Genomic DNA, 25,890 nt, shown 5'->3' on the forward strand with positions numbered 1-25,890 from the left:
CGTCAGGCCGAGCGACGCTGCGTCGCGTCGACCCACCGCTCGAGCGTCGCGGTCGCGCGCCCGTCGTCGATGGCGGCTCCGGCGAGCTCCACGGCCTCGGCGAGCCGGTCGAGGATCGGCCGGTGGGCCTCGGTGGGCTGCTGGAACAGACGGTAGGCGACGATGCCGGCGGCCGTGTTCAGCAGCACGATGTCCCGCACCGGACCGGTCTCACCGGAGAGAGTGCGGCGGACGACGTCCGCGTTGTGCACGGGGTCGCCGCCCAGAAGGTCCTCGATGCGAGCGCGCGGGATGCCGATGTCGCGCGGGTCGAGGTCGTGCTCGTGCACATCGCCGAGCGAGACCTCCCAGATGCGGCTGTGGCCGGTCGTGGTGAGTTCGTCGAGCCCGTCGTCGCCGCGGAACACGAGCGCGGTGGCGCCGCGGGTGCGGAAGACGCCCGTGATCAGCGGCACGCGGTCGAGAGTCGCGACGCCGACGGCGTTCGCCTCGGCCCGCGCCGGGTTGCAGAGCGGTCCGAGGAAGTTGAAGACGGTCGGGATGCCGAGTTCCGCCCGCGTCGGACCGGCGTGACGGAACCCGGGGTGGAAGGCGGCCGCGAAGGCGAACGTGATGCCCGCCTCGCCGAGCACCTCGGCGACCTCGTCGGGCGCGAGGGTGAGATCGACGCCGAGGGCCGAGAGCACGTCGGACGAGCCCGACTTGGAACTGGCGGCCTTGTTGCCGTGCTTGACCACCGGCACTCCGGATGCCGCGGCCACGACGGCCGACATCGACGAGATGTTGACCGTGCCCCAACGGTCTCCGCCGGTGCCGACGATGTCGAGCACGGCGGCGGGTACGGGCAGCGGAAGGGCGGCGTCGAGGATCGCGTCGCGGAAGCCCACGACCTCGTCGACGGTCTCACCCTTCGCGCGCAGGGCGACGAGGAATCCGGCGAGCTGGGAGGGGGTCGCGCGTCCCGCCATGATCTCCTGCATGGCCCACGTCGACTCCGACACGCTGAGGTTCTCGCCGGCGAGGAGGGCGGTCAGGATCGAAGGCCACGAGGGAGAGGTCGACACGGCTTCGATCCTACTGAAGGCGGCCGGTCGGGCCCCGCCGCGGCAGGGCGGGCGGCGTGCACGCCGCACCTCGGTTTTCCGAAGGCGCTTCGCCGCTGCTACTTAGGTTTCCCTCAGTCGCGCCACGGGCTCCGCCAACCTCGCGGGTGCAATACTCGGCCCGCAACATCGGTCATAATGGGGAGCGTGACGACCCCAGCGACGTACTCCCAGGCTCTGCGCACAGTGAAGCGCCCCGACCCTGTCGCCGTCGGAACCATCGTCTGGCTCGGTAGCGAGGTCATGTTCTTCGCCGGCCTGTTCGCGATCTACTTCACGCTGCGCAGCACGTCGCCGGAGCTGTGGGCCGAGAACAGCGCTCACCTGAACATCCCCTTCGCGACGGTGAACACGGTCATCCTCGTGCTCTCGTCGGTGACCTGCCAGATGGGTGTGTTCGCCGCCGAGCGCCTGCAGCCGTATTCGACGAAGAAGCGCGGCATCCTTGGATGGGGCATGACCGAGTGGTTCTTCCTCTCGTTCGCGCTCGGTGCGGTCTTCGTCTCCGGTCAGGTGTGGGAGTATGCCCAGCTCGTCACCGAGGGCATGCCCATCACGGCCAACGCCTACGCCTCCGCGTTCTACCTGACCACCGGCTTCCACGCCATGCACGTCACGGGCGGCCTCATCGCCTTCCTGCTGACGATCGGTCGCGCCTACGCGGTCAAGAACTTCGGCCGGAAGGAGATGACGACGGCGATCGTCGTCTCGTACTACTGGCACTTCGTCGATGTCGTGTGGCTCGTGCTGTTCGGCGTCATCTACTTCCTGAAGTAACTGGAGCGGCACCTTCATGGCACGTACCCCCAAGCCCCGCAAAGCAGGCCGTCGCAGCCCCCTGGCCGCTGCCGCGCTGATCGGAATCGGACTCCTGCTGACCGGCGGCATCTACGCCGGCGCCTCGGCAGCCGTCGCCGCGACCACCGACCAGACCAGCACGAGCGCCAAGGCGTCGACCCTCACCGTCGACGACGGCAAGAAGCTCTTCCAGGCGAACTGCGCCACCTGCCACGGTCTCGACCTCCAGGGCACCGCGAACGGACCGTCGCTGCTCGGCGTCGGCGAGCTCGCCGTGCACTTCCAGGTCTCGACCGGCCGCATGCCCATGCAGGCCAACTCGCCGCAGGCTCCGCAGAAGCCGGTGCAGTTCACCGACGACGAGATCGCAGCCCTCGCGGCCTATGTGCAGTCGGTCTCCCCCGGCCCCACCTACCCCGAGTCGCAGATCCTCGACGGTCAGGGCGATGTCGCGCACGGCGCGGAACTGTTCCGCATCAACTGCGCCATGTGCCACAACGTGGCCGGTGCCGGCGGCGCGCTCACCGAGGGCAAGTACGCCCCGAGCCTGCACTCCACGACGGCGCTCAACATGTACGCGGCGATGGTCACGGGACCGCAGAACATGCCGGTCTTCAACAACATGAACCTGAGCCCCGAGGACAAGCGCGACATCATCTCCGCCCTGCTCTACCTGCAGCAGAACGACTCGCCGGGCGGCTACGACCTGGGCGGGCTCGGCCCTGTCTCTGAGGGTCTGTTCATCTGGATCTTCGGAATCGGCGCCCTGATCGCCATCACGGTGTGGATCACCGCGAAGTCCAACTGACCCGCACCAACACAGCACAGCAGACGTAACGTACGAGGAGCACCATGGCACACGAGGTCGATCCGCTCGAGCACGAGAGGGCTTCCTGGAAGCCGTCGAGCGGTCTCGCCGTGGCCGAGACGGACCCGGTGACCAACCCGGGCCTCCCGCCGCACCGTGAGCGGATGACCGACAAGGACCCGGCCGCGCTGAAGCGGGCCGTCCGCACGGTCTACATCCTGTTCTATCTGTCGCTCGCCGGCTCCATCTGGGCCATCGCGGCGTACATGCTCTTCCCGATCGAAGACCACTCGCTCATCGCGGTGCGCGACAACAACCTCTTCGTCGGCCTGGGCATCGCCCTCGCCCTGCTCGCGATCGGCATCGGCGCGATCCACTGGTCCAAGGCGATCATGTCGGACAAGGAGCACATCGAGCCCCGTCACGCCACGCGCGGTCGCGACACGACGCGCGAGGGCGCGGTCGCCGCGTTCGCTGCCGCGAACGAGGAGTCCGGCTTCGGCCGACGCGCGATGATCCGCAACTCGCTGTTCGCCGCCGTCATCGCCTCGATCCTGCCGGGCATCACCCTCTTCCGCGGGCTCGCACCTCAGGACGTCGACCCGGTGGAGGCCCTCAGCCACACCATGTGGAAGCAGGGCATGCGTCTGGCGCACGACCCGAGCGGCGTTCCGATCAAGGCGTCGGACGTCACCATCGGCTCCGCCTTCCACGTCATTCCCGAGCCCCTCGCACAGCTGTCGCACGCCGACGGCTACCTCGACGAGAAGGCCAAGGCGATCGTGCTCCTCATGCGCCTTCCGCTCGACCAGCTGCACGAGGCCGATGACCGCAAGTCCTGGTCGTACGACGGCATCGTCGCGTACTCCAAGGTCTGCACGCACGTCGGCTGCCCCGTCGCGCTGTACGAGCAGCTCACGCATCACCTGCTCTGCCCCTGCCACCAGTCGCAGTTCGACGTGTCGAACGGCGCCGCGGTGATCTTCGGCCCGGCGGCGCGTCCGCTGCCGCAGCTGCCGATCGCCGTCGACAGCGAGGGCTACATCGTCGCGCAGAGCGACTTCCACGAACCCGTCGGCCCGAGCTTCTGGGAGCGTCATTGAGCACCGCATCCGCAACCACTGAGTTCCAGGCGGAGTCCAAGGAGAAGCCTCTGGGCGGCCGCTTCGTCGGCGCCGCGGCGAACTACATCGACGAGCGCACGAGCCTGTCGGGCCTCGTCAAGGAGCTCGGTCGCAAGATCTTCCCCGACCACTGGTCGTTCATGCTCGGCGAGATCGCGCTGTGGAGCTTCGTGGTGGTGCTGCTGTCCGGCACCTTCCTGACGTTCTTCTTCCAGGCGTCGATGGCCGAAGTGCACTACAACGGCAGCTACATCCCGCTGAAGGGCATCTCGATGTCCGCGGCGCTGGATTCGACGTTGCACATCTCGTTCGACGTGCGCGGCGGTCTGCTGGTCCGACAGATCCACCACTGGGCAGCACTCGTGTTCATCGCCGGTATCGGCGTGCACATGCTGCGCGTGTTCTTCACCGGGGCGTTCCGCAAGCCCCGCGAGCTGAACTGGGTGATCGGATTCATCCTGTTCGTCCTGGCGATGGGCGAGGGATTCACCGGCTACTCGCTCCCCGACGACCTGCTCTCGGGCAACGGTCTGCGCATCATCGACGGCATGGTGAAGGGCATCCCCCTCATCGGCACGTGGATCTCGTTCCTGCTGTTCGGCGGCGAGTTCCCGGGCGAGGCCATCGTCGGACGCCTCTACACGCTGCACATCCTGCTGCTGCCGGCGATCCTGGTGGGTCTGCTGGCGCTGCACCTCGTGCTCATGATCATCAACAAGCACACCCAGTTCGCCGGCCCCGCACGCACGAACTCCAACGTGGTGGGCTTCCCGATGCTTCCGGTGTACGCGTCGAAGATGGGCGGGTTCTTCTTCATCACGTTCGGCGTGATCGTGCTGATCGCCTCCCTGTTCACGATCAACCCGATCTGGAACTACGGACCGTACGACCCCTCCCCCGTGTCGGCCGGCACGCAGCCCGACTGGTACATCGGCTTCGCCGACGGCGCCCTGCGTCTCGTGCCGCCGCACCTCGAGTTCGTCTGGCTCGACCGCACCTGGTCGTTCAACATCATCCTGCCGCTGTTGGTGCTGGTGGTCTTCATCGTGCTCGTCGCCATCTACCCCTTCATCGAGGCGTGGATCACCGGCGACAAGCGCGAGCACCACATCGCTCAGCGTCCCCGCAACGCGGCGACCCGCACGGCGATCGGCGCGGCGGGTGTGACGTTCTACGCGGTGCTGTGGGCAGCGGCATCCTCCGACATCATCGCAACGCACTTCTCCCTCACGATGGAGGGGGTCATCCACACCCTCCAGGCGCTGCTGATCCTCGGCCCGATCCTCGTGTACTTCGTCACGAAGCGCACCTGCATCGCGCTGCAGAAGAAGGACCGCGAGATCGCTCTCCACGGCTACGAGTCCGGACGAATCGTCCGCCTCCCGGGTGGTGAGTTCATCGAGGTGCACCAGCCGCTCGACGAGTACGAGCGCTGGAAGCTCGTGGGCTACGAGACGGCCGCGCCGCTGGTGGTGCGTCCCAACGCTCAGGGCCAGATCCCGTGGCACGAGAAGTTCCGTGCGTCGCTGTCGCGCTGGTTCTTCGAGGACCGGCTCGCGCCCGTCACCCAGACCGAGCTCGAGGAGGCGGTGGCGCATCAGCACCACGAGCTCGAGCACCTCGCGCACGAGGAGGACGCCGAGATCCAGGCCTCGCACGAGCGTGCCGGTCACCCGGAGGCGCCGCTGCGCCCCGCTGACGAGCAGCACGGCGAGATCCCCGCTCGACCGACCTCGGTCCTCGCGGAAGACGACGAGAACCCCAAGAAGTAGCCTTCGGGCACGGCGAGGGCCCCGGGACCATGCGGTCCCGGGGCCCTCGCCGTCGGTGCGGATGCCCTCAGCCGCAGGTGGCGACGACGGTCCAGGATGTCGCCGACTGCCGCTGCAGCGAGGTGGTCGTCGCATCACCCTGTCCCATGTATGCGAGCGAGCCGAGGGCGTAGTACGGGTTGTAGGGATTCACCCCGTAGCTCGTCGCGCGTCCGGCCGCCTTGTGGGCGGCGTTCGTCGCGGTGACGCACGAACCATCGATCGGCGTCGGGGTGGGCGTGGGCGTCGCAGACCCGGTGGGCGACGGTGTCGGAGTCGGGGTGGCCGACCGATCGATGCGGCGGTTGTTGGCGAAGAAGAACGAGGTGACGTAGGCGGGGTAGTCGATGCTGTTGGCCGAGATGTACGTCCCTCCCGAGCCGGCGCCGGCCGGCCAGTTGTGTCCGAGCCCGGTGTTCTGGATCACCGAGACGCGCGGCCCCGTCCCATCGCTGTACAGGGTGCCGCTTCCCTGCGTGTTCGTACCGGCGAGGCCCGCAAGCGAGAACGTCGAGGTCTGGCTCGCTCCGTAGATTCCGGCGAGGACCTGCCCGTTGAGCGTGTCGTAACCGGGAGCCACCGTGGTGTCGTTGCTGCCGTAGACGATCGAGGCGAGCTGCGTCGCGAAGCCTGCCGTTCCCGTTCCCGCGAACGCACGGCACGTCTGGGTCGCCTGGGCCTGCGTCGTGGCGACGGAACCGATCTGGCTCGACGTGGTGCCCACTGTCGGGCCCGCGTTGATGCCGACACCTGCGAAGACCTGTGGGAAGAGGCATCCCATCACCATCGTCTCGCCACCGCCGGACGACAGCCCCGAGATGTACACCTGCGCCGGGTCGATGCCGAGCGCGGCACGTGCCGACAGCGTCTGGGCGAGCGAGAGCAGGTTGTCGTCGTGGCGGGCCGGCGTGCTCGAGGAGTGGTTCGTGTCGTAATAGTCCCAGCAGCCGAGCACGACTCCCCCGTTCGGCGCGTCGGGCAGTGCCACGACCATGCCGTAGCGGTCGGCGGTGGCGGTCCAGTTGCCGTTCTGCTGCAGGTCCGCGGCCTTCTGCACGCAGCCGTGCAGGCTGATCATCAGCGCGCGTCCGGCTCCGGCGGTGGCGGCCGTGGCGGGCGTATAGAGGCGCACCGACATGCCGGCGATGGTCTCGGTCGACCAGGTCCCTGACGCGGCACTGGCGGGCGGGGCGGATGCCGCGACGAGGCCCACGGATACGAGCACGGCGGCCGCGAGTACCGCGGTGAGGGTGGCGAGACTCCCGCGTCGACGGGTGGGAGGGGGCGTGGATGCGCGCATGGCATCTCCTTCACTGGGACGTCGTCGTCCCGTCACGGTGTCACCATCGACACCTGAATGGCCTTTCAGCTTTGACGGTAACGCGGAGGGGATGCCGCGGCCACCCGCCGCACATGAGAGTTCCCTCATGTCTGCTCTGGCGCGAATCCGCCGCCCCCTGGCGGACCCGCGACTGGGCGCGCACCTCCCAGCTCGGTACGGTCGGACCATGACCAGCACGGACTACTTCGACGCCCGCCTCCGCCACGAGACCGATCCCTCCGACGTCTATGCGGCGCAGCGCGCCGGCGAGCGGTTCGTCCTCGTCGACGTACGAGGCGACGAGGCCTGGCAGCAAGGGCGCGTCACCGGAGCCGTGCACCTCCCCTATCGCCAGATCGCCGATCGGGCACGGCAGGAGATCCCCCTCGACACACCCGTGGTCGTCTACTGCTGGAGCCCCGGCTGCAACGCCGGCGTGCGAGGCGCCCGCGAGTTCGCCGCGCTCGGCTACGAGGTGCGGGAGATGATCGGCGGCTACGAGTACTGGGTCCGGGAGGGGCAGCCGGTCGAGAACGACGAGGGGCCGCTCCCGCGCACGTTCGACCCGCTGGTCATGGTCGTGCGCGCGCCGGTCGAGTGAGCGAGCGATCAGCCCGCGGCATCCAATCCTTCCTGGAAGCGCTCGGCGGCCGCTCCCACGAAAGAGCCCTCCCGCGCGGGCGACGGCTCGTCGAGATGGATGTCGCACACCACCGCGGTGACGTTGTCCATCGTGCCCGCCTCGAGCGCGAGGGCGACGAGCGCGTCCGCCGCTGCGCGGGGTGATGCACTCGTCCGCAGGACGCGTACGACGTCGTCCATCGGGACGTAGTCACTCAGACCGTCGCTGCACAGCAGCCAGCGGTCGCCCTCGCGAGGGTCGAGCTCGCCGATCGCCGCAGCGTCCCCCTCGGCTCCCGCGAACGACGCGGTGATGAGGTTGCGGCGAGGGTGCGTCGCGGCATCCGATGCCGAGATCACGCCGTGGTCGACCAGCGCCTGCACGTACGAGTCATCCCTGGTCTGCTGGGACAGCTCGCCGTCTCGCAGGAGGTAGGCCCGGGAGTCGCCGGAATGGGCGAGCAGCACAGAGCCGTCCGCAGCTGCGAAGACCCCCGTGAACGTCGTGGCCATCCCCGCGAGCTCCGGCTCGCGCTCCACATGGGCGCGCAGGTCCCAGTTCGCCACCCTGAGATGGTCGGCGAGGCGCTGGGGCTCCGCAGCAGCCGACGGTCCTCCCGCAACGACACGATGCACGAGGGCCGCCGAGGCCAGGTCGCCGGACGGGCCGCCGCCGACGCCGTCGGCGACCAGAGCCGCCCACGCCGAAGCGTACGCCGCATCCTGATTCGTCGACCGATGCGGGCCGATGTCAGAGGCCGCGGCCGCGTCGAAACGCAGTGCCATGGACCTCAGCGCGCGAAGTAGCCGCGGTAGTACTCGTAGACCCAGCCCACGATGGCGACCAGGAACACTGCGAACCCGACCGGCACCATCCAACTGCCGACCGCGAGACCGATGACGGCGATCGCACCGGACGCCGCGAGGACGATGGGCCACCACGACCAGGGGCTGAACTCGCCGATCTCGGGGTCGCCGTCGTCGATGTCGGCGGTCAGCCGGTCCTCGGGCAGGTCGCCGCCCTGAGCCTTGAGCACGCGCTGCGTGTAGAAGGCGATCATGGCAGCCATGGCGCTCGCGAACAGCAGCGCGACCGAACCGACCCACTCGACCGCGTTGTACCACGGCAGCTGGGGGTGGGCCAGGATGTTCCAGCCGGTGTAGACGATCGTGATGAACAGGAAGAAGCCGACGAGCAGCCACCACAGTCCGACGTTGGTCTTCATGGGTTACTTCACCTCTCCGGAGGCGAGGTCGACGACGGGGGCATCGGGTGCATCCTTCGCAGGACCGACACCGACCGGCAGCGCCGCCTCGGGGTGGTTGAGATCGAACGCCGGACGCTCGCTGCGGATGCGCGGGATCGACGTGAAGTTGTGGCGCGGCGGAGGGCAGCTGGTCGCCCACTCGAGCGACGCTCCGTAGCCCCACGGATCGTTGACGGTCACTCGCGGAGCCTTGCGCGCCGTGATCCAGACGTTCAGGAGGAACGGGATCATGGAGACGGCGAGGATCATCGAGCCGATCGTGGAGAGCTGGTTCTCCCACGTCCATCCGTCGGCAGCCGAGTAGTCGGCGTAGCGACGCGGCATCCCGTCGACGCCCAGCCAGTGCTGGATGAGGAACGTGGTGTGGAAGCCGATGAACAGCAGCCAGAAGTGCACGTACCCGAGGCGCTCGTTGAGCATCTTGCCCGTCCACTTCGGCCACCAGAAGTAGAAGCCGGCGAACATCGCGAACACGACCGTGCCGAACACGACGTAGTGGAAGTGCGCGACGACGAAGTACGAGTCGGACAGCGCGAAGTCGAGCGGCGGCGACGCGAGGATGACTCCGGTCAGGCCGCCGAACACGAACGTGACGAGGAAGCCGAGCGAGAACACCATCGGCGTCTCGAACGTCACTGAGCCGCGCCAGATCGTGCCGATCCAGTTGAAGATCTTCACACCCGTCGGCACCGCGATGAGCATCGTCATCAGCGCGAAGAACGGCAGCAGCACGGAACCGGTGACGTACATGTGGTGCGCCCACACCGCGACCGACAGCGCCGCGATCGAGATGGTCGCGTAGATCAGCGTCTTGTACCCGAAGATCGGCTTGCGGCTGAACGCGGGGAAGATCTCCGAGACGATGCCGAAGAACGGCAGCGCGATGATGTAGACCTCGGGGTGTCCGAAGAACCAGAACAGGTGCTGCCACAGCAGCACGCCGCCGTTGTGGGGATCGTAGATGTGCGCGCCGAGCACGCGGTCGGCGGCGGCGGCGAGCATCGCGGCCGCGAGCACGGGGAACGCGATGAGCACGAGGATGCTCGTGATCAGCGCGTTCCAGGAGAAGATCGGCATGCGCCACATCGTCATGCCCGGGGCACGCATCGTGATCACCGTGGTGATGAAGTTCACCGCGCCGAGGATGGTTCCGAAACCGCTGAGGCCGAGCCCCAGCATCCAGAGATTTCCACCGGCTCCGGGCGTGAACGAGGCACTCGCGAGCGGTTGATAGGCGAACCATCCGAAGGATGCCGCACCCGCCGGCGTCAGGAAGCCGCTGACGGCGATCGTGGAGCCGAACAGGAACAGCCAGAAGGCGAACGCGTTCAGACGCGGGAAGGCGACGTCGGGAGCGCCGATCTGCAGCGGCAGCAGCGCGTTCGCGAAGCCCGCGAACAGCGGCGTCGCGAACATCAGCAGCATGATCGTGCCGTGCATCGTGAAGAGCTGGTTGTACTGCTCCTTCGTCGGAAGGATCTGCATGCCCGGCTCGAACAGCTCGGCGCGGATGATGAGGGCCATCACGCCGCCGAGCAGGAAGAAGATGAACGACGAGATCAGGTACATGTACCCGATGGTCTTGTGGTCAGTGGAGGTGACCCACTTGACGATGATGTTGCCCTTCTCCTCCACGCGGGAGCTGCTCAGCAGCGCCGCCTGGCGGGGAGGGAGGGTGCGGGCGCGGGGTGCACCCTGCTCCTGGAGCGGAAGCGTCGTCGCCATCTCAGTTGTTCCCCTCGCTCGAAGCGCCGGTGCCCGGCAGGTTGTTGAGGCGGTCGTACGCCGCATCGATCGGGCCCGTCTGACCCTTGGTCTTCAGCGAGGCCAGGTAGGTCTGGTACTCGGACTGGCTGACGACCTTGACGTTGAAGAGCATCATCGAGTGGTACTCGCCGCAGAGCTCCGCGCACTTCCCCGCGTAGGTGCCCTCGCGCGTCGGAGTGAAGGACCACGAGTTGTCCTTGCCGATGAAGAGGTCCTTCTTGTAGAGGAAGTCGACGATCCAGAACGAGTGGATGACGTCGCGCGACTGGAGGGTGATCTTCACCGTCTCGTTGACCGGGAGGTAGAGGGTCGGCAGCTGCGACTGGTCGATGTTCCCCTGCGCGTCGGGTTGGGCCTGGATGCCCATCGTCCAGACGTCGTCGGCACCCTTCGGGTCGGAGCCGTCGTACTGGAAGTCCCACGCCCACTGCTTGCCGATCGCCGTGATCGACACCTGCGGGTTGTCGTACTGCGTCTCGAGGATGTTCTGGTCACGCGCCGTGAAGGCGAAGAAGCCCAGCACGAGGATGAGCGGCACGATCGTGTAGAAGATCTCGATCGGCATGTTGTACCGCAGCTGCACCGGGAGGCCGGTCTGCCCCTTGCGTCGGCGGTAGGCGATGATCGCCCACAGCATCAGGCCCCACGTGATGATGCCGACCGCGAGCAGCACGATCCAGGAGTTCACCCAGAGCGCCGCCACCATGTCGGTGTGGTTGGTGGCCGGTGTGCCGTCTTCCGTGAAGCCGGGAAGGAAACCGTGAAGCTCGGTGGGCGAGCATCCCGCGAGGGAGACGGCCACGGCGATCCCGACGGGAATCGCCACCCAGCGAAGGCGGCGGTGTGAAGGCACGGTGCACCTTTCGGAAGACGGATGAAGCTTCCTCAGTCTAAGGCAACCTCTCACCGGATTCAGGCCACGCGCCCAGCGCTCAACACGAAACGGCGCGGCCTCGCTCGTCTGTGACGAGGGGCCGCGCCGTTTCTATGAGGGGGCTCAGTGGAAGCTGTCTCCGCATGCGCACGAGCCGGACGCGTTGGGGTTGTCGATCGTGAAACCCTGCTCCGAGATGGTGTCCTTGAAGTCGATGGTCGCGCCGTCGAGGTAGGGCACCGACATGTCGTCGACGATGACCTCGACGCCGTCGAAGTCGACCGTCTGGTCGCCGTCGAGATAGCGCTCATCGAAGTAGAGCTGGTAGATCAGGCCCGAGCAGCCACCGGGCTGCACGGCGACCCGCAGACGGAGGTCGTCGCGACCCTCCTGGTCGAGAAGGCTCTTCACCTTGCCGGCGGCGGCGTCGGTGAGCACGACACCGTGCGCCTGGGCGGACGTTTCGGTCGGCGTTGCGAGATCGGTCATGGCTTCTCCTCGACAGGGTCCCGGGGGGCTGTTGGTCCGAGTCTACGACGGGCCGCCCGCATCCGGGGCGGAATCGTCACTTCGTACGCGTCGCGACCTTCGCCAGCAGCAGCGCCTCGGAGATCGCCGCGCGCCGGAACGTGTCGACGTGCAGGGATTCGTTGGGACTGTGGGCGCGGGTGTGGGGATCCTCGACACCTGTCACGAGGATCTGCGCGCCGGGGAAGGTCTCGACCAGGTCCGCGATGAAGGGGATCGATCCGCCGACGCCGATGTCGACCGGCTCGACGCCGTATCCTTCGGCCAAGGCCTCGCGCGCGTCGCCGACCGCCCAGCCGGAGGTGTCCACCAGGAACGCGTTTCCGCAGTCGACGTCGGCGAAGGTGAGCTCTGCTCCGAAGGGCGCGTGCGCGCGCAGATGGGCCTCGATCGCCTCGTAGGCCTCGCGGGCGCCCTGGCCGGGAGCCACCCGTGCGCTGATGACGACCGAGATCTCCGGCGCGAGCGTGTTCGAGGCGGCCGCGACGGATGTCGCATCGATACCCGTGATGGTGATCGACGGTTTGTTCCAGATCCGACTGAGGATCGTGCCCGTACCGACCGGCTGCACCCCCGCCGGGAGACCGGCTTCATCGCGAAGCGTCGCCTCGGTGTATTCGGGCGTGTCGGAGTGGCGCTCGAACAGGCCGTGCACCGCGACCGCGCCGGTATCGTCCCAGAGCGTCGCGAGGAGCTTGACGGCGGCCATCGTCGCGTCCGGCACCGCGCCCCCGAACATCCCCGAGTGCGAGGCGTGGTCGAGTGTGCGCACGGTGAGGGTGAAGCGGGCGTTGCCCCGCAACGAGACCGTGAGCCCCGGTGTCGCGAGATCCCAGTTCCCGGAATCGGCCACGATGATCACATCGGCGGCCAGCGCCTCCCTGTTGTCGGACAGGAACTGCGCGAACGAGCGGGAGCCGTACTCCTCCTCGCCCTCGACGAACAGCGCGAGGCCGAGGTCGAGGTCGTCGCCGAACGTCTCGGCCAGTGCACGGACGGCGGCGATGTGCACGAGAACACCGGCCTTGTCGTCGGCGGCTCCCCGTCCGTAGAGACGGCCGTCTCGAAGCGTGGGTTCGAACGGCGGCGTCTCCCAGAGCGCCTCATCGCCGGTCGGCTGCACATCGTGGTGGGCGTACATCAGGACCGTCGGTCGGCCGTTGCGAGCGGCACGCGTGGCCAGCACCGCCGGCTGGCCCAGCTCGTCGGATCCGGGGATCGCTGCGCGCACCACGCGCACGTCGTCGAAGACCCCCGTCCCGGTCGCGAGGGCTGCCACGGCGTCCGCTGATCGCTGCACCTGCGACTGATCGAACGCGGGCCAGGCGATCGAGGGGATGCGCACCAGATCGCCGAGATCGGCGAGGGCTGCCGGGATGCCTCCTTCCACCGATTCGCGGAGGGCATCACGTCGGGCGGTCTCGGAGGTCATGCGGGTAATCTTAAGCACACCCCAGTTCGACCCCGAGGAATCACCGTGGCCAAGACTCCCGCCGCCCCCGCACCCAAGGACGCCCCTGCGGACTCCGACGACACCGTCAGCGGAAAGGGCCGTCCGACCCCCTCCCGTGCCGAGCAGGAGGCCGCGCGCAAGCGCCCTCTCGTGCCGGACACCAAGGAGGCGAAGGCCCGCGCCCGCGCGGAGCTCTCCGTGCAGCGCGAGAAGGCGCGGGTCGGCATGGCGGCCGGCGAGGAGCGCTACCTGCCGGTGCGTGACAAGGGCCCGCAGCGTCGGTTCGTGCGTGACTACGTCGACGCCGGATGGCACCTCGGCGAGCTCATCCTTCCCGCGATGGTGCTCGTGCTGCTGGCGATGGTCGTCAACAACTCCACCGTGCAGTTCTTCTCCTACATCGCGCTGTGGGCGTTCGTCGCCCTCGCCGTCATCGACATGGTCGTGCTCTCCGCGCGTATCAAGCGAGCGGCCCGCCGGAAGTTCGGCGCCGACCGCATCGAGAAGGGCCTCGGCTGGTATGGAGCGATGCGCTCGATCCAGATGCGCTTCATGCGCCTGCCCAAGGCCCAGGTCAAGCGCGGTCAGTACCCCTCCTGAGCGCGCGCACCCGCGGCATCCTTCCTGCGACGGAACGACCCGTCAGACGGATGCCGCGGCCCGCGGCAGCGCGCGGTTGATCTGCCGCGCCCAGAGCGGGCCGCGGTAGAGGAACGCCGTGTACCCCTGGACGAGGTCGGCCCCGGCGTCGAGACGCGCCTGCACGTCGTCCGCCGTTTCCACCCCGCCCACGGAGATCACGGCGAACGACGCCGGCACGGCGCCGCGGATCACGCGCAGGAGCGCGAGCGAGCGCTCGGCGATCGGGGCACCGGACAACCCGCCGTCTCCTGCCGCGGCGACGATCGCCGGGTCGGTGCGCAGGCCCTCGCGGGAGATCGTCGTGTTCGTGGCGATGATGCCGGCCAGTCCGAGGTCGACGGCGAGCCGGGCGATACCGAGGGCGTCCTCGTCGCTGAGATCGGGCGCGATCTTGACGAGCACGGGCGCCGCGCCCGCGGCATCCCGAACCGCCTCGAGCAGCGGGCGCAGCGTGTCGATCGCCTGCAGCCCGCGAAGCCCGGGCGTGTTCGGCGACGAGACGTTGACGACGAGATAGTCGGCGAGCGGGGCGAGCAGCGTCGCGCTCCGGACGTAGTCGCCGATGGCGTCCTCGACGGCGACCACGCGACTCTTGCCGATGTTGACGCCGATCACGGGGCGACGGCGACGGCGACGGGTCTTCTCCAGCCGTCGCGCCAGGGCGGCAGCGCCGTCATTGTTGAAGCCCATGCGGTTGATCACCGCGCGGTCGGCAACGAGCCGGAACAGGCGCGGTCGCGGATTGCCGGGCTGCGGCACGGCCGTCGCGGTGCCGACCTCGACATGCCCGAACCCGAGGGCGAACAGGCCGAGCGCGGCGGTGCCGTTCTTGTCGAAGCCCGCCGCGACGCCGAACGGGGAATCGAACCGGAGGCCCAGCACCTCGCGCGCGTGCTCGGGCACCGGAGCGGTGACTGCGCGGGCGATCCACGACAGCGGCGGCACCGCGAGGGCCCGGATCACGAGCATCGCCGCGTGGTGGGCGGACTCCGGGTCCATGCGGGTGAGCAGATGCCGGAAGAGGAAGGCGTACATCGCCTCCAGGCTACCGGGCGGCGGTGGGCGCGCCGCTCCGCCGGCGACCCCGTCAGTCGGCGCGGGGCGCGGGGCGCGACGCGTGGTCCGCGCGCAGCGCGGCGATAGACGACTCGAAGTCCTCGAGCGACTCGAAGGCCTGGTAGACGCTCGCGAACCGCAGGTACGCGACCTCGTCGAGCTCGCGCAGCGGGCCGAGGATCGCGAGGCCGATCTCGTTCGTGTCGACCTGAGAGGCGCCCGTCTGACGCACCGCCTCTTCGACGGCCTGGGCCAGCAACGCGAGGTCGCCCTCGGTGACCGGTCGCCCCTGGCACGCCTTGCGCACGCCCGACATGACTTTCTCGCGACTGAACGGCTCGACGACACCGGATCGCTTGATGACGTTGAGGCTCGCCGTCTCGATCGTGGAGAACCGACCGCCGCACTGCGGGCACTGGCGGCGACGACGGATGCTGAGACCGTCGTCGCTGGTGCGCGAGTCGATCACCCGGGAGTCGGGATGGCGGCAGAACGGGCAGTGCATGGCAGCGACAGACTACGCCTCGAAGCGGGCCTCGACGGCCTCGCCGTGCGCGGGGAGATCCTCCGCATCGGCGAGGGTGACGATCCCCCAGCGCACCTGCTCGAGCGCGTCGCGATCGTAGGTGATGACCTGCTGCGGGCGCAGGAACGTCGCCGCCGACAGGCCGGCGGCGTAGCGGGCCTGCCCCCCGGTCGGAAGCACATGGTTCGAGCCGGCGAGGTAGTCACCCAAGCTCACCGGTGAGTACGGGCCGACGAATATCGCTCCCGCGTTGACGAAGTCGGTGGGATCCGGCGCGACCAGGTGCAGCTCGAGGTGTTCGGGCGCGTAGGCGTTGCTGAACGCGGTGGACTGCTCGAGACCGTCGGTCAGCACGATCGCCGACTGATCGCCGTTCAGCGCTGCCCGGGCGCGATCGCCGTGCTTCGTGACCGAGACGCGACGCTCAACGGCGTCGCGCACGGCATCGGCGAGCGGCTCGCTGTCGGTGACGAGCACCGCGGACGCCTGCTCATCGTGCTCGGCCTGACTGACGAGGTCGGCCGCCACCAGGTCGGCGTCGGCGTCGCCATCGGCGACGATGAGGATCTCGGTCGCGCCGGCCTCGGCATCGGTACCGACAAGACCGGCGACCGCGCGCTTGGCGGCGGCGACGAAGTTGTTGCCCGGCCCGGTGACCACATCGACCGGGTCGAGGTCGAGCGTCGCGACACCGTGCGCGAAGGCGCCGATCGCGCCGGCACCGCCCATGGCATAGACCTCGTCGACGCCGAGGAGAGCTGCGGCCGCCAGGACGACCGGGTGCACCCGCCCGCCGTGCTCCCGCTGCGGGGGCGAGGCGAGCGCGACGACGCCGACGCCGGCGACCTGAGCGGGAACGACGTTCATCACGACGCTCGACGGGTAGACCGCTTTGCCGCCCGGAACGTACACACCCACGCGACGGACCGGCTGCCAGCGCTGGGCGACCACGGCACCGTCACCCAGCTCGACCGCCGAGGATGCGGGAATCTGAGCCGCCGATGCCCGGCGGACACGGGCGATCGCGATCTCCAGCGCCGATCGCACGGGCGTCTCGAGACCATCGAGCGCCTCGGTGAGGTGGTGGGCGGGAACCCTGATCGCGTGGTCGGTGACCCCGTCGAACCGGTCGGCCTGCTCCCGCAGCGCGTCTTCACCGCGGTGTGCGACGTCCTCGACGAGAGCGGATGCCGCGGCGAGGGCCTCGGCGCGGGCGGCCGTGGCGCGGGGCACGGCGGCGAGCAGGTCGGCGGTGCCGAGGTGCCGGCCGCGCAGGTCGATGGTGCGGAGCATCCCTCCAGCTTATCCGGCGCGCCGTCGCACGAGCGGATCAGCCGCGGACAGCCCCCGCCGACTCGTGGAGGAAGCCGACTCGGCCGTCGTCATGTCGGACGACGAAGACACCGTCGCGGTCCTCGATCACGAGCGCCCATGCGGCCGGACCGACGGTGAACACGGGCGCACCCTCGGCATCGACCACCGTGCGCTCGTCGGGGAGCAGCGCCCAGAAGGGCTGGCCCGTGCGCACGGCATTCGGCGTCGGCTCGGGGGCGGCCACACCCACGGCCGGCGCGACGGTGGGTGAGGCGACGACCGGCGCGGCGGTCTCGCCTGTCGCGACCGACCGGGCGACGACCGCCACCCGTGCGGGGCGCGGTGCGACGGGCCGGACGGGGGCGGCCGCCGGATGGGCGTCGGCACGCTCGCGTCCCCGGAAATCGTCCCTGGCGAACGGGATCAGCGGTGCCGCGACTGTCAGCGCGACACCCGCGAGGGCGAGCACGATCTCGATCCAGATCACGGGGGCAAATGGTGCGCCGCCGTACGTGCGCACCACAGCGGCGGCGTTCCAGAGCTGGGCGAGCCAGGCGACGAGCGAGATCGAGAACGCCACGGAGGCGAACTGGTCGAGGCCGAGCGAGCCGACGCGTCGGATCGCACCCGGCGAGAGCCGCCGCAGCGCGAGGAGGCCGACCGCCACGGTGGGAACGGCGATGGTCAGCACCCAGTCCAGGCCCACCGCCCAGATCGGGTAGGGCAGCGGCGGAAGATAGGGCAGGAAGGAGATCACGAACGCGAGGAACCAGACACCCCCGAGCACGACCTCGCGCACCGAGAACGGCCCGACACCGATCGGCGACGCGACCGGGACGAGCGACTCCGAGCGATCCGGTGCGGCTGCCCCCGTCTCGACCGGTGCGGGTAAGGTCGTTGCGACCGCGGTAGGCGCGGGCTCTCGCGTGGGCGAGCTGGGGTCGGGCCGGTCTGCGGGCGCGGTGGGGGCGGCGTCGGTCACGGGACCTCCTCGATGTGCGGGCGGATCGATCCTATCCGCGCGGTCTTCTCGTGGACCGGGCGAGGGTCACCCGAGGCAACCCGGTCCGAGCAGGCCCTTGAGCTCGCCGTACAGGTCGGCGGTGACAGTGACCGGATGCGGCACCTCGAACACCTTCGCAGTGCCGGCGCGGTGCAGTTTCAGTACCACCTCGGTGTCTCCGGGGTGACGGCGCAGGGTCTGGGCGAGCTCGCCGATCACTCGCTCCCCCGCGCGCTGCTCGTTCAGCACGAGCACGAGCGGGCCGGATGCCTCGACGGCGCCGAGGTCAGGCTGGAACGCGCTCTGCGCGTGAAGGTTGAGCCCGTCGTCGCGCCGTGACACGCGCCCCCGCACCACGAGGATCGCGTCGGCTTGGAGCATGCTCTGGAACTCGGTGTAGGTCTTGCCCATGAACATGACCGTGACCTCGCCGTTGAAGTCCTCGACGGTGATCATGCCGTACGGGTTGCCGCTGGCTTTCGCGACGCGGTGCTGCACGCTCGTCACCAGACCCGCCACGGTGACCTGCGCGCCGTCGTCGATGTCCTCGGACGCGAGCAGATCGTGGATGCCGATAGATGCGTGCTTGGCGAGCGGGATCTCCAGGCCCGCGAGCGGGTGGTCGGACACGTACAGTCCGAGCATCTCGCGCTCGAAGGCCAGCTTGTCCTTCTTCGTCCACTCCGGGCGCTCGGGCACCTTGGCGGGCAGTGCCTCCTCGGCCTCGTCGTAGAGGCTGTCGAAGTCGAAGCCCACGGCGCCCGTGGCCTCCTTGCGCTTGATGTCGACGGCCGCCTCGACAGCGTCCTCGTGGATCTCCAGCAGCGCGCGACGGGTATTGCCCATCGAGTCGAAGGCGCCGGCCTTGATGAGCGACTCGACGGTGCGCTTGTTCGCCGCGTGGACAGGCACCTTGTCGAGGAAGTCGTGGAACGAGGTGAAGCCGACGTCGCGGCGGGCGTGGACGATCGCGTCGACGACGTTGGAGCCGACGTTGCGCACCGCGCCGAGGCCGAAGCGGATGTCCTCCCCGACGGCCGCGAAGTAGTTGATCGACTGTCCGACGTCGGGCGGGAGCACGCGGATTCCCATGCGACGGCACTCGTTGAGGTAGAGCGCCATCTTGTCCTTCGAGTCGCCGACGCTCGTGAGCAGGGCGGCCATGTACTCGGCCGGATAGTGCGCCTTGAGGTACGCGGTCCAGTAGGACACGAGCCCGTAGGCGGCCGAGTGCGCCTTGTTGAACGCGTAGTCCGAGAACGGGAGCAGGATCTCCCAGAGCTTCTGCACCGCGTCATCCGAATAGCCGTTGGCGTGCATGCCCGCCTGGAAGCCCTCGAACTGCTTGTCGAGCTCGGATTTCTTCTTCTTGCCCATCGCGCGGCGCAGGATGTCGGCCTGTCCGAGGCTGAAGCCGGCCACCTTCTGCGCGATGGCCATGACCTGCTCCTGATAGATGATCAGGCCGTAAGACGTGCTCAGGATCTCGGCGAGCGACTCCTCGAACTCGCGATGGATCGGCGTGATCTCCTGCAGACCGTTCTTGCGAAGCGCGTAGTTCGTGTGCGAGTTCGCGCCCATCGGTCCGGGCCGGTACAGCGCGATGACGGCCGAGATGTCTTCGAAGTTGTCGGGCTTCATGAGGCGCAGCAGCGACCGCATCGGCCCGCCGTCGAGCTGGAACACGCCGAGCGTGTCGCCGCGCGCGAGCAGCTCGTACGACTCCGGGTCGTCGAGGCCGAGCTCTTCGAGAACCAGCGGCACGCCGCGGTTGGCGGCGATGTTGTCGAGGGCGTCGTTGATGATCGTGAGGTTGCGCAGCCCCAGGAAGTCCATCTTGATGAGCCCGAGGGACTCGCACGCGGGGTAGTCGAACTGCGTGACGATCTGGCCGTCCTGCTCGCGCCGCATGATCGGGATGATGTCGATCAGGGGCTCGGACGACATGATGACGCCCGCCGCGTGCACGCCCCACTGACGCTTCAGGTTCTCGAGCCCGACGGCCGTGTCGAAGACCGTCTTGGCTTCCGTGTCGGTGTCGATCAGCGCACGGAACTCGCTCGCCTCTTTGAAGCGCGGATGCTCCTTGTTGAACATGCCGTCGAGCGGCATGTCTTTGCCCATGACCGCGGGCGGCATCGCCTTCGTGAGCTTCTCCCCCATGCTGAACGGGAAGCCCAGCACCCGGCCGGCGTCTTTGAGCGCCTGCTTCGCCTTGATCGTGCCGTAGGTCACGATCTGGGCGACGCGCTCGCTGCCGTACTTCTCGGTGACGTACTGGATGACCTCGGCGCGACGACGGTCGTCGAAGTCGACGTCGAAGTCGGGCATGGAGACACGGTCGGGGTTGAGGAACCGCTCGAAGATCAGACCGTGCTGCAGCGGGTCGAGGTCGGTGATGCGCATCGCATAGGCGGCCATGGAGCCCGCGCCGGACCCGCGGCCCGGACCCACCCGGATGCCGTTGTCCTTCGCCCAGTTGATGAAGTCGGCGACGACGAGGAAGTAGCCGGGGAAGCCCATCTGCACGATCACGCCGGTCTCGTACTCGGCCTGGGCGCGCACCTCGGCGGGGATGCCGTCGGGGTAGCGGAAGTCGAGACCCTTCTCGACCTCCTTGACGAACCAGCTCTCCTCGGTCTCACCCGCGGGCACCGGGAAGCGCGGCATGTAGTTCGCCGCGGTGTTGAACTCCACGTCGCATCGCTCGGCGATCAGCAGCGTGTTGTCGCACGCGACCTCGTGGTCGCGGAAGATCTGCCGCATCTCGGCGGGCGACTTCACGTAATAGCCGTCGCCGTCGAACTTGAAGCGTTTCGGGTCGTCGAGGGTCGAGCCGGACTGCACGCACAGGAGCGCCGCGTGGCTCGACGCGTCGTGCTGGTGCGTGTAGTGCAGGTCGTTCGTCGCGACGAGAGGGATGTCGAGGTCTTTCGCGATCTTGAGCAGATCGGTCATCACCCGCCGCTCGATGGAGAGTCCGTGATCCATGATCTCGGCGAAGTAGTTCTCCTTGCCGAAGATGTCCTGGAACTCGGCAGCCGCGGCGCGCGCCGCCTCGTACTGTCCGAGACGCAGACGCGTCTGCACCTCGCCGGACGGGCAGCCCGTGGTCGCGATGAGCCCCTTGCCGTAGGTCTGCAGCAGCTCGCGATCCATGCGCGGCTTGAAGTAGTAGCCCTCCATGCTCGACCGGGACGAGAGCCGGAAGAGGTTGTGCATGCCCTCGGTCGTCTCGGAGAGCAGCGTCATGTGGGTGTATGCGCCCGAACCCGACACGTCGTCGTCGTTCTGTTCGGGCGTGCCCCAGCGCACCCGGGACTTGTCGGTGCGGTGGGTGCCCGGGGTGACGTAGGCCTCGATACCGATGATCGGGGTGATGCCGGCATCCTTCGCGGTCTTGTAGAACTCGTACGCGGCGAAGGTGTTGCCGTGGTCGGTGACCGCGAGCGCGGGCATGCCGAGGCGGACCGCCTCCTGCACCATCGGCCCGATGCGGGCCGCACCGTCGAGCATCGAGTACTCGCTGTGAACGTGCAGGTGAACGAAGGAATCGGCTGCCACGCGTCGAGTCTAGGTCGACCCTCGGACACGGCGTCGGCGACCCTCGTGCCGCTCCCCTATCGTGGGCCTGTGCCCACCCCCGACTTCGTGCTCGAGCTGCGCCGCTTCGTCGGCACCCGCCCCCTGCCGCTCGTCGGCGTGACCGCCGTCGTCGAGCACGAGGGGATGCTCCTGCTCGGCAGGCGCAGCGACAACGGCGCACTGACTCCCGTCACGGGCATCGTCGACCCGGGCGAGGAACCCGCCGATGCAGCGGTGCGCGAGGCCGCGGAGGAGGCCGGCGTCGTGATCGTCGCCGAGCGACTCGCGTCCGTGCACCAGATCCCGCGTGTGACCTACGAGAACGGCGACCAGAGCGACTACCTCGACCTCACGTTCCGGTGCCGCTGGATCTCGGGCGACCCGTTCCCCGCCGACGGCGAGATGACGGATATCGCGTGGTACCCGGCCGATCCGCTGCCCGCCGAGATCGGTCCCGAGATGCGGCGACGGATCACCGCCGCCCTCGCCCCTGAGGCCGAGGCGCGCTTCGAGGGCGGTCGCTGACCGTCGCGCTCACGCGAGCACGCGCCGTGCGATCACCCGGGGATGCCCGTCGAGCACCGACGCGGTCTCTGCCGCGCGGGTGAAGCCGTGCTGCTCGAAGAGGGCCAGCGTGCCGACATAGGCCATGGTCTGCTCGATGCGCGCGCCGCCGTTGTCGAGTGGGTACCCCTCGATCGCCGGAGCCCCGCTGTCTGCGGCGAAACGCACCGCTCCGTCGAGCAGGTGGTGCATGATCCCGCGCCGCTTGTGGCCGGGTCGCACCCGGAAGCACCAGACCGACCACACATCCAGATCGTCGAGGTGCGGGATGACGCGCGAACGCGCGAACGTGGTCTCACGCCGCGGGTGCACTGCGGCCCAGCCGACCGGCTCGTCGCCGTCCCACGCGACGACCCCCGGCGCCGGCTCGGCCGCGCACCACGAGCGGATGACAGCGGCCGCGCCGGCAGCATCGAGCTCGCGTCTCTCGCGCGACGGCAGCCGGTAGCTGAGGCAGGTGCACACCCGGGCCGTCGGACTCTTCGCGCCGACGAGCGTGAGCACCGCTGCGGCATCCGTCGCCGCGCGTACCTCGATCACCATGCGCCCAGTGTGGCCGCGGCATCCGACATCGACGTCAGCGCGCGCTCGTCAGTCGCCGCGCAGGACGGCCAGGGCGTGCGCGAGGTCGGGCGCGTAGGGGCTCTCGAACGAGACCCATTCCCGCGAGACCGGGTGCGTGAACGCGAGCCGATGCGCGTGCAGCCACTGCCGCGTGAGCCCCAGCCTCGCCGAGAGGGTCGGGTCGCCGCCGTACAACGGGTCACCCACGCACGGATGCCGGTGAGCGGCCATGTGCACGCGGATCTGGTGGGTCCGGCCCGTCTCGAGGTGGATCTCCAGCAGGGATGCCGCGGGAAACGCCTCGATCGTCTCGTAATGCGTCACGGAGTCCTTGCCGGCGGGCGTGACGGCGAACTTCCAGGAGTGCGAAGCGTGCCGCCCGATGGGCGCGTCGATGGTACCCGCAAGCGGATCAGGATGCCCCTGCACGACGGCGTGGTAGATCTTCTCGACCTCGCGCTCCTTGAAGGCGTGCTTCAGCTCGGTGTACGCGCGTTCGCTCTTGGCGACGACCATGAGACCGCTCGTTCCGACGTCGAGACGGTGCACGATGCCCTGGCGCTCGGGTGCGCCGGTCGTCGCGATGCGGAAGCCCGCGGCGGCCAGGGCGCCCAGCACGGTCGGGCCTTCCCAGCCGAGCGAGGGATGGGCGGCCACGCCCGCGGGCTTGTCGACCACGACGATGTCATCGTCGTCGTGAACGATGCCGAGATCGGGCACGGCCACGGGGATCACTTCGGGGTCGCGCTTCGGCTCCCACGCGACATCCAGCCATGCGCCGGCGCGCAGCCGGTCGGACTTGTCGATCACCGCACCGTCGACCAGCACGGTGCCGCCATCGATGACCTCCGCCGCGAACGTGCGGGAGAAGCCGAGCAGCTTCGCGAGCGCGGCGTCCGCCCGCGCGCCGTCGAGGCCGTCCGGAACCGGGAGGCTGCGGCTGTCCACGTCAGGCGCGCGTCGGCGTCGGGCCGGGCTCGTCGGCGGGCGGTGCAGGCCGTGAGGCGTCGTCCTCCCCGTCCGTCTCGACCTCGTCGGATGCGTCTGCGCCCGTCGGCTCCGCGCCCGACGCATCATCCCCGGCCGGCGAGTCATCGATCCCGTTCGGGGCGTCATCGTCCTCGTATGCCGCACCCGCACGGGGCTCACGTGTTCCGTCGAACCGACGACCCGTGAGGACGAGCAGGGCGACGCCGATCATCATGGTCGTGATGAAGATGTCCGCCACGTTGTAGATCGCCGGCATGAGCCACGGCGTCGAGATGAAGTCGACGACGTGCCCCACCGGGAAACCGGGGGCGCGGAGCACCCGATCGGTCAGATTGCCGAGCACACCGCCGAGGAGGAGCCCCAGCACGACCGCCCATGCGCGCGAACGCACGCGGGTCAGCGCGAGCCAGATGATGCCGAGGGCGACCAGCATGAGGGCGATCGTGAACACCCAGGTCACGCCCTCGCCGAGCGAGAAGGCCGCACCCGAGTTGCGGATCAGATAGAACCCGAGCAGATCGCCGATGATCGGCACGTTGCGCTCCGGGGGGAGCGTGAGAATCGCGAAGTGCTTCGCAAACTGGTCGGCGGCCAGCACCAGAATCGCGAGAATCGCGATGGTGGTACCGGCCGCCGCCGCACGAAGCGGGGGTCGAACCGTCAAGGAACGCCCTTACTGACCGATGGCCGAGACGGGCGTCTGGTCGGAGCCGCTGCTGGTCGAGTCGAGGTCGCGAAGCTTGCCCTCGAAGTAGCTCCGCAGCTGCGAGCGGTAGTCGCGCTCGAACTGGCGCAGCTCGTTGATGCGGGACTCGAGCGAGCCGCGCTCCTTCTCGAGGCGGGCGATCTCGTCACGACCGCGCGCCTCGGCGTCGCCGATGATGACGGCGGCCTGGGCCTTCGCCTCGGCCACGAGCTGCTCTCGCTGAGCCTTGCCCTCGGCGACGTGCTCGTCGTGCAGGCGCTGCGCGAGCTCCAGGATGCCGGCGGTCGCCGCCGCGCCCTCGACGGGGACGGCCGCGGGGGCCGGAGCGGGAACGGGCGCCTCCTCGACGGCGGGCGCGGGGGCCGGAGCGGCGGGGGCGGCGGCAGCGCCGGCCTCGAGCTCGGCGATCTTGGCCTTCAGCTCGTCGTTCTCGGTGAGCGCCTTACGCCACTCGACGACGATCTCGTCGAGGAAGTCATCCACCTCGTCAGGGTCGAAGCCCTCCTTGAAACGCACGTGCTGGAACTGCTTGGTGACGACGTCATCCGGAGTCAATGCCATGAGATCTTCCTCTTTCAGGTGGCGGCGGTCGGTAGGAGGGATGTGCCCGCTTCTCGGGCCGCTTCAGAAAAGCATAGCCCCGGGCTTCGGGGGGAGCGGAAGGACTCAGGACGACGCGAGATAGCTCGTCACCGACATCAGCACGAAGCAGAGCAGCAGGGTGATCGTGAACGCGAAGTCGATCGCGACGGGTCCGATGCGCAACGGAGGGATGACGCGCCGGAACATCCGGATGGGCGGATCGGTGACCGTGTAGACGATCTCCGCGACGACGAGCCCCGCCCCCCGCGGCCGCCAACCTCGGTTGAACATCGGGATGTAATCGAGGATCAACCGGGCGAACAGGACGAAGACGAACACCAGCAGCAGGATGTTCGCCACGGATGCGACGAGGCGGACAACCTCCACGGCGATTAGGGCGCGAACGGGACCGACTCGGGGTCGGCCTGGGCGATCGCGCCGTCGCCGGAGACGGCGATGTTCTCGGGGGACAGCAGGAACACCTTGCTCGTCACGCGCTCGATGCGTCCGAACAGACCCATCGCGAGCCCGCTGGCGAAGTCGATCAGACGGCGCGCGTCGGCGTCGCTCATCTGGGACAGGTTGATGATGACCGGCACACCGTCACGGAAGCTCTCGGCGATGTTCTGCGCGTCGCGGTACTGCTTCGGGTGCACGGTCAGGATCTCGTTCAAGGATGCCGCAGCGGGCTGTCGTACGATGGCCGGACGGTGGATCGGGGTCACGGGTGCTGCCGCCTTCTCGACATGACGCTCCTCCTTGCGGGACGCGCGAGGAGTGGGCTCCTCCTCGTAGACCTCTTCCTCGTCGGCGAGGCCCAGGTACACCATGGTCTTCTTCAGCGGGTTCGACATCGCATCCTCCGTTTGCTGTCTGGATCGA

General features: G+C 68.8%; 26 protein-coding genes. 7 read left to right on the forward strand and 19 right to left on the reverse strand.

The genetic code is table 11. The features are described from left to right. Positions 1 to 2 precede the first annotated feature (2 nt). Entirely contained in the window at positions 3 to 1,064 is a 1,062-nt protein-coding gene (gene trpD, locus BGO15_RS14120) for an anthranilate phosphoribosyltransferase (RefSeq protein ID WP_045247259.1), read from the reverse strand. A 177-nt stretch (positions 1,065 to 1,241) separates the two neighbouring features. Between trpD and ctaE the strand changes: the two genes are divergently transcribed. From ctaE to qcrB, 4 genes are read left to right on the forward strand one after another with little or no spacing between them, the layout of a single operon-like run. After that, complete coding sequence (gene ctaE / locus BGO15_RS14125; protein WP_045247258.1) at positions 1,242 to 1,880, forward strand: aa3-type cytochrome oxidase subunit III; 639 nt, start codon at positions 1,242 to 1,244, stop codon at positions 1,878 to 1,880. 16 nt (positions 1,881 to 1,896) lie between these two features. Then, positions 1,897 to 2,709: a cytochrome bc1 complex diheme cytochrome c subunit gene (gene qcrC / locus BGO15_RS14130; RefSeq protein WP_056209929.1), complete on the forward strand. Its 813-nt coding sequence runs from the start codon at positions 1,897 to 1,899 to the stop codon at positions 2,707 to 2,709. Positions 2,710 to 2,753: 44 nt separating this feature from the next. Continuing rightward, the gene (gene qcrA, locus BGO15_RS14135) at positions 2,754 to 3,812 is read left to right on the forward strand and encodes a cytochrome bc1 complex Rieske iron-sulfur subunit (RefSeq protein WP_045247256.1); all 1,059 of its coding nucleotides are present in this window, start codon (positions 2,754 to 2,756) and stop codon (positions 3,810 to 3,812) included. Continuing rightward, on the forward strand, positions 3,809 to 5,605 hold the full coding sequence (qcrB, locus tag BGO15_RS14140; RefSeq protein WP_056209930.1) for a cytochrome bc1 complex cytochrome b subunit: 1,797 nt from the start codon (positions 3,809 to 3,811) through the stop codon (positions 5,603 to 5,605). The genes qcrA and qcrB overlap by 4 nt, the downstream gene beginning before the upstream one ends. A gap of 67 nt (positions 5,606 to 5,672) precedes the next feature. On the opposite strand, the gene BGO15_RS14145 is transcribed toward qcrB, so the two are convergent. After that, positions 5,673 to 6,944 carry an extracellular catalytic domain type 1 short-chain-length polyhydroxyalkanoate depolymerase gene (locus tag BGO15_RS14145; RefSeq protein ID WP_056209932.1) on the reverse strand — a complete coding sequence of 424 codons (1,272 nt, stop codon included), beginning with the start codon at positions 6,942 to 6,944 and terminating at the stop codon, positions 5,673 to 5,675. 208 nt (positions 6,945 to 7,152) lie between these two features. Here BGO15_RS14145 and BGO15_RS14150 point away from each other — a divergent pair, with 208 nt between their 5' ends. Further along, positions 7,153 to 7,566 (forward strand): rhodanese-like domain-containing protein, encoded by a 414-nt coding sequence (locus BGO15_RS14150; RefSeq protein ID WP_056209934.1) that lies wholly within the window; start codon positions 7,153 to 7,155, stop codon positions 7,564 to 7,566. Positions 7,567 to 7,574: 8 nt separating this feature from the next. Here the strand turns inward: BGO15_RS14150 and BGO15_RS14155 are convergent, their stop codons facing one another. The 6 genes from BGO15_RS14155 to BGO15_RS14180 form a co-directional block, all read right to left on the reverse strand. Next, a complete protein-coding gene (locus BGO15_RS14155; protein WP_056520045.1) occupies positions 7,575 to 8,372 on the reverse strand; it encodes a PP2C family protein-serine/threonine phosphatase in 798 nt (265 codons plus the stop codon). A 5-nt stretch (positions 8,373 to 8,377) separates the two neighbouring features. Beyond that, on the reverse strand, positions 8,378 to 8,812 hold the full coding sequence (locus BGO15_RS14160) for a cytochrome c oxidase subunit 4 (RefSeq protein ID WP_045247251.1): 435 nt from the start codon (positions 8,810 to 8,812) through the stop codon (positions 8,378 to 8,380). Positions 8,813 to 8,815: 3 nt separating this feature from the next. Beyond that, positions 8,816 to 10,579 carry an aa3-type cytochrome oxidase subunit I gene (gene ctaD / locus BGO15_RS14165; protein ID WP_056520048.1) on the reverse strand — a complete coding sequence of 588 codons (1,764 nt, stop codon included), beginning with the start codon at positions 10,577 to 10,579 and terminating at the stop codon, positions 8,816 to 8,818. Position 10,580: 1 nt separating this feature from the next. After that, a complete protein-coding gene (gene ctaC / locus BGO15_RS14170; protein WP_045247249.1) occupies positions 10,581 to 11,474 on the reverse strand; it encodes an aa3-type cytochrome oxidase subunit II in 894 nt (297 codons plus the stop codon). A gap of 144 nt (positions 11,475 to 11,618) precedes the next feature. Continuing rightward, complete coding sequence (gene erpA, locus BGO15_RS14175; protein WP_056209937.1) at positions 11,619 to 11,984, reverse strand: iron-sulfur cluster insertion protein ErpA; 366 nt, start codon at positions 11,982 to 11,984, stop codon at positions 11,619 to 11,621. 76 nt (positions 11,985 to 12,060) lie between these two features. Further along, positions 12,061 to 13,455 carry a dipeptidase gene (locus BGO15_RS14180; protein ID WP_056520051.1) on the reverse strand — a complete coding sequence of 465 codons (1,395 nt, stop codon included), beginning with the start codon at positions 13,453 to 13,455 and terminating at the stop codon, positions 12,061 to 12,063. Between the two features lie 45 nt (positions 13,456 to 13,500). Between BGO15_RS14180 and BGO15_RS14185 the strand changes: the two genes are divergently transcribed. Next, positions 13,501 to 14,076: a DUF3043 domain-containing protein gene (locus BGO15_RS14185; protein WP_056209939.1), complete on the forward strand. Its 576-nt coding sequence runs from the start codon at positions 13,501 to 13,503 to the stop codon at positions 14,074 to 14,076. Positions 14,077 to 14,118: 42 nt separating this feature from the next. Here the strand turns inward: BGO15_RS14185 and BGO15_RS14190 are convergent, their stop codons facing one another. From BGO15_RS14190 to dnaE, 5 genes are all read right to left on the reverse strand, one after another. Beyond that, positions 14,119 to 15,153: a quinone-dependent dihydroorotate dehydrogenase gene (locus BGO15_RS14190; RefSeq protein WP_056209941.1), complete on the reverse strand. Its 1,035-nt coding sequence runs from the start codon at positions 15,151 to 15,153 to the stop codon at positions 14,119 to 14,121. Positions 15,154 to 15,205: 52 nt separating this feature from the next. Continuing rightward, entirely contained in the window at positions 15,206 to 15,679 is a 474-nt protein-coding gene (gene nrdR / locus BGO15_RS14195; protein ID WP_045247244.1) for a transcriptional regulator NrdR, read from the reverse strand. 12 nt (positions 15,680 to 15,691) lie between these two features. Further along, positions 15,692 to 16,993: a histidinol dehydrogenase gene (gene hisD / locus BGO15_RS14200; RefSeq protein ID WP_045247243.1), complete on the reverse strand. Its 1,302-nt coding sequence runs from the start codon at positions 16,991 to 16,993 to the stop codon at positions 15,692 to 15,694. A 37-nt stretch (positions 16,994 to 17,030) separates the two neighbouring features. Next, positions 17,031 to 17,996: a hypothetical protein gene (locus BGO15_RS14205; protein WP_056520055.1), complete on the reverse strand. Its 966-nt coding sequence runs from the start codon at positions 17,994 to 17,996 to the stop codon at positions 17,031 to 17,033. Between the two features lie 66 nt (positions 17,997 to 18,062). After that, positions 18,063 to 21,581 carry a DNA polymerase III subunit alpha gene (gene dnaE, locus BGO15_RS14210; protein ID WP_082486430.1) on the reverse strand — a complete coding sequence of 1,173 codons (3,519 nt, stop codon included), beginning with the start codon at positions 21,579 to 21,581 and terminating at the stop codon, positions 18,063 to 18,065. 69 nt (positions 21,582 to 21,650) lie between these two features. On the opposite strand from dnaE, the gene BGO15_RS14215 reads away from it, so the two are divergent. Next, a complete protein-coding gene (locus tag BGO15_RS14215; protein ID WP_056520058.1) occupies positions 21,651 to 22,127 on the forward strand; it encodes an NUDIX hydrolase in 477 nt (158 codons plus the stop codon). A gap of 9 nt (positions 22,128 to 22,136) precedes the next feature. Here the strand turns inward: BGO15_RS14215 and BGO15_RS14220 are convergent, their stop codons facing one another. The 6 genes from BGO15_RS14220 to BGO15_RS14245 form a co-directional block, all read right to left on the reverse strand. Then, a complete protein-coding gene (locus BGO15_RS14220) occupies positions 22,137 to 22,709 on the reverse strand; it encodes a GNAT family N-acetyltransferase (RefSeq protein ID WP_056209945.1) in 573 nt (190 codons plus the stop codon). 48 nt (positions 22,710 to 22,757) lie between these two features. After that, a complete protein-coding gene (locus BGO15_RS14225; RefSeq protein ID WP_056209946.1) occupies positions 22,758 to 23,678 on the reverse strand; it encodes an RluA family pseudouridine synthase in 921 nt (306 codons plus the stop codon). Between the two features lies 1 nt (position 23,679). Next, positions 23,680 to 24,384, reverse strand: coding sequence for a signal peptidase II (locus BGO15_RS14230; RefSeq protein ID WP_137878137.1), 705 nt, complete (start codon positions 24,382 to 24,384; stop codon positions 23,680 to 23,682). A 9-nt stretch (positions 24,385 to 24,393) separates the two neighbouring features. Further along, positions 24,394 to 24,987 carry a DivIVA domain-containing protein gene (locus BGO15_RS14235; protein WP_056209948.1) on the reverse strand — a complete coding sequence of 198 codons (594 nt, stop codon included), beginning with the start codon at positions 24,985 to 24,987 and terminating at the stop codon, positions 24,394 to 24,396. Positions 24,988 to 25,092: 105 nt separating this feature from the next. Next, positions 25,093 to 25,395 carry a YggT family protein gene (locus BGO15_RS14240; protein ID WP_045247237.1) on the reverse strand — a complete coding sequence of 101 codons (303 nt, stop codon included), beginning with the start codon at positions 25,393 to 25,395 and terminating at the stop codon, positions 25,093 to 25,095. 5 nt (positions 25,396 to 25,400) lie between these two features. Beyond that, positions 25,401 to 25,862 carry a cell division protein SepF gene (locus tag BGO15_RS14245; protein ID WP_056209950.1) on the reverse strand — a complete coding sequence of 154 codons (462 nt, stop codon included), beginning with the start codon at positions 25,860 to 25,862 and terminating at the stop codon, positions 25,401 to 25,403. Between the last annotated feature and the right edge of the window lie 28 nt (positions 25,863 to 25,890).

The organism is Microbacterium sp. 71-23, from assembly GCF_001897265.1.
GTDB classification, from domain to species: Bacteria; Actinomycetota; Actinomycetes; order Actinomycetales; family Microbacteriaceae; genus Microbacterium; species Microbacterium ginsengisoli.

What these genes read in the sequence shown, in the direction of transcription:
- nrdR (WP_045247244.1), bottom strand. Translation starts at nt 15,679, where the DNA reads ATGCACTGCCCGTTCTGCCGCCATCCCGACTCCCGGGTGATCGACTCG.
- BGO15_RS14220 (WP_056209945.1), bottom strand. Translation starts at nt 22,709, where the DNA reads ATGGTGATCGAGGTACGCGCGGCGACGGATGCCGCAGCGGTGCTCACG.
- qcrC (WP_056209929.1), top strand. Translation starts at nt 1,897, where the DNA reads ATGGCACGTACCCCCAAGCCCCGCAAAGCAGGCCGTCGCAGCCCCCTG.
- BGO15_RS14235 (WP_056209948.1), bottom strand. Translation starts at nt 24,987, where the DNA reads ATGGCATTGACTCCGGATGACGTCGTCACCAAGCAGTTCCAGCACGTG.
- BGO15_RS14180 (WP_056520051.1), bottom strand. Translation starts at nt 13,455, where the DNA reads ATGACCTCCGAGACCGCCCGACGTGATGCCCTCCGCGAATCGGTGGAA.
- BGO15_RS14145 (WP_056209932.1), bottom strand. Translation starts at nt 6,944, where the DNA reads ATGCGCGCATCCACGCCCCCTCCCACCCGTCGACGCGGGAGTCTCGCC.
- BGO15_RS14245 (WP_056209950.1), bottom strand. Translation starts at nt 25,862, where the DNA reads ATGTCGAACCCGCTGAAGAAGACCATGGTGTACCTGGGCCTCGCCGAC.
- erpA (WP_056209937.1), bottom strand. Translation starts at nt 11,984, where the DNA reads ATGACCGATCTCGCAACGCCGACCGAAACGTCCGCCCAGGCGCACGGT.
- qcrA (WP_045247256.1), top strand. Translation starts at nt 2,754, where the DNA reads ATGGCACACGAGGTCGATCCGCTCGAGCACGAGAGGGCTTCCTGGAAG.
- BGO15_RS14160 (WP_045247251.1), bottom strand. Translation starts at nt 8,812, where the DNA reads ATGAAGACCAACGTCGGACTGTGGTGGCTGCTCGTCGGCTTCTTCCTG.
- ctaE (WP_045247258.1), top strand. Translation starts at nt 1,242, where the DNA reads ATGGGGAGCGTGACGACCCCAGCGACGTACTCCCAGGCTCTGCGCACA.
- BGO15_RS14155 (WP_056520045.1), bottom strand. Translation starts at nt 8,372, where the DNA reads ATGGCACTGCGTTTCGACGCGGCCGCGGCCTCTGACATCGGCCCGCAT.
- BGO15_RS14190 (WP_056209941.1), bottom strand. Translation starts at nt 15,153, where the DNA reads ATGTACGCCTTCCTCTTCCGGCATCTGCTCACCCGCATGGACCCGGAG.
- hisD (WP_045247243.1), bottom strand. Translation starts at nt 16,993, where the DNA reads ATGCTCCGCACCATCGACCTGCGCGGCCGGCACCTCGGCACCGCCGAC.
- ctaD (WP_056520048.1), bottom strand. Translation starts at nt 10,579, where the DNA reads ATGGCGACGACGCTTCCGCTCCAGGAGCAGGGTGCACCCCGCGCCCGC.
- BGO15_RS14150 (WP_056209934.1), top strand. Translation starts at nt 7,153, where the DNA reads ATGACCAGCACGGACTACTTCGACGCCCGCCTCCGCCACGAGACCGAT.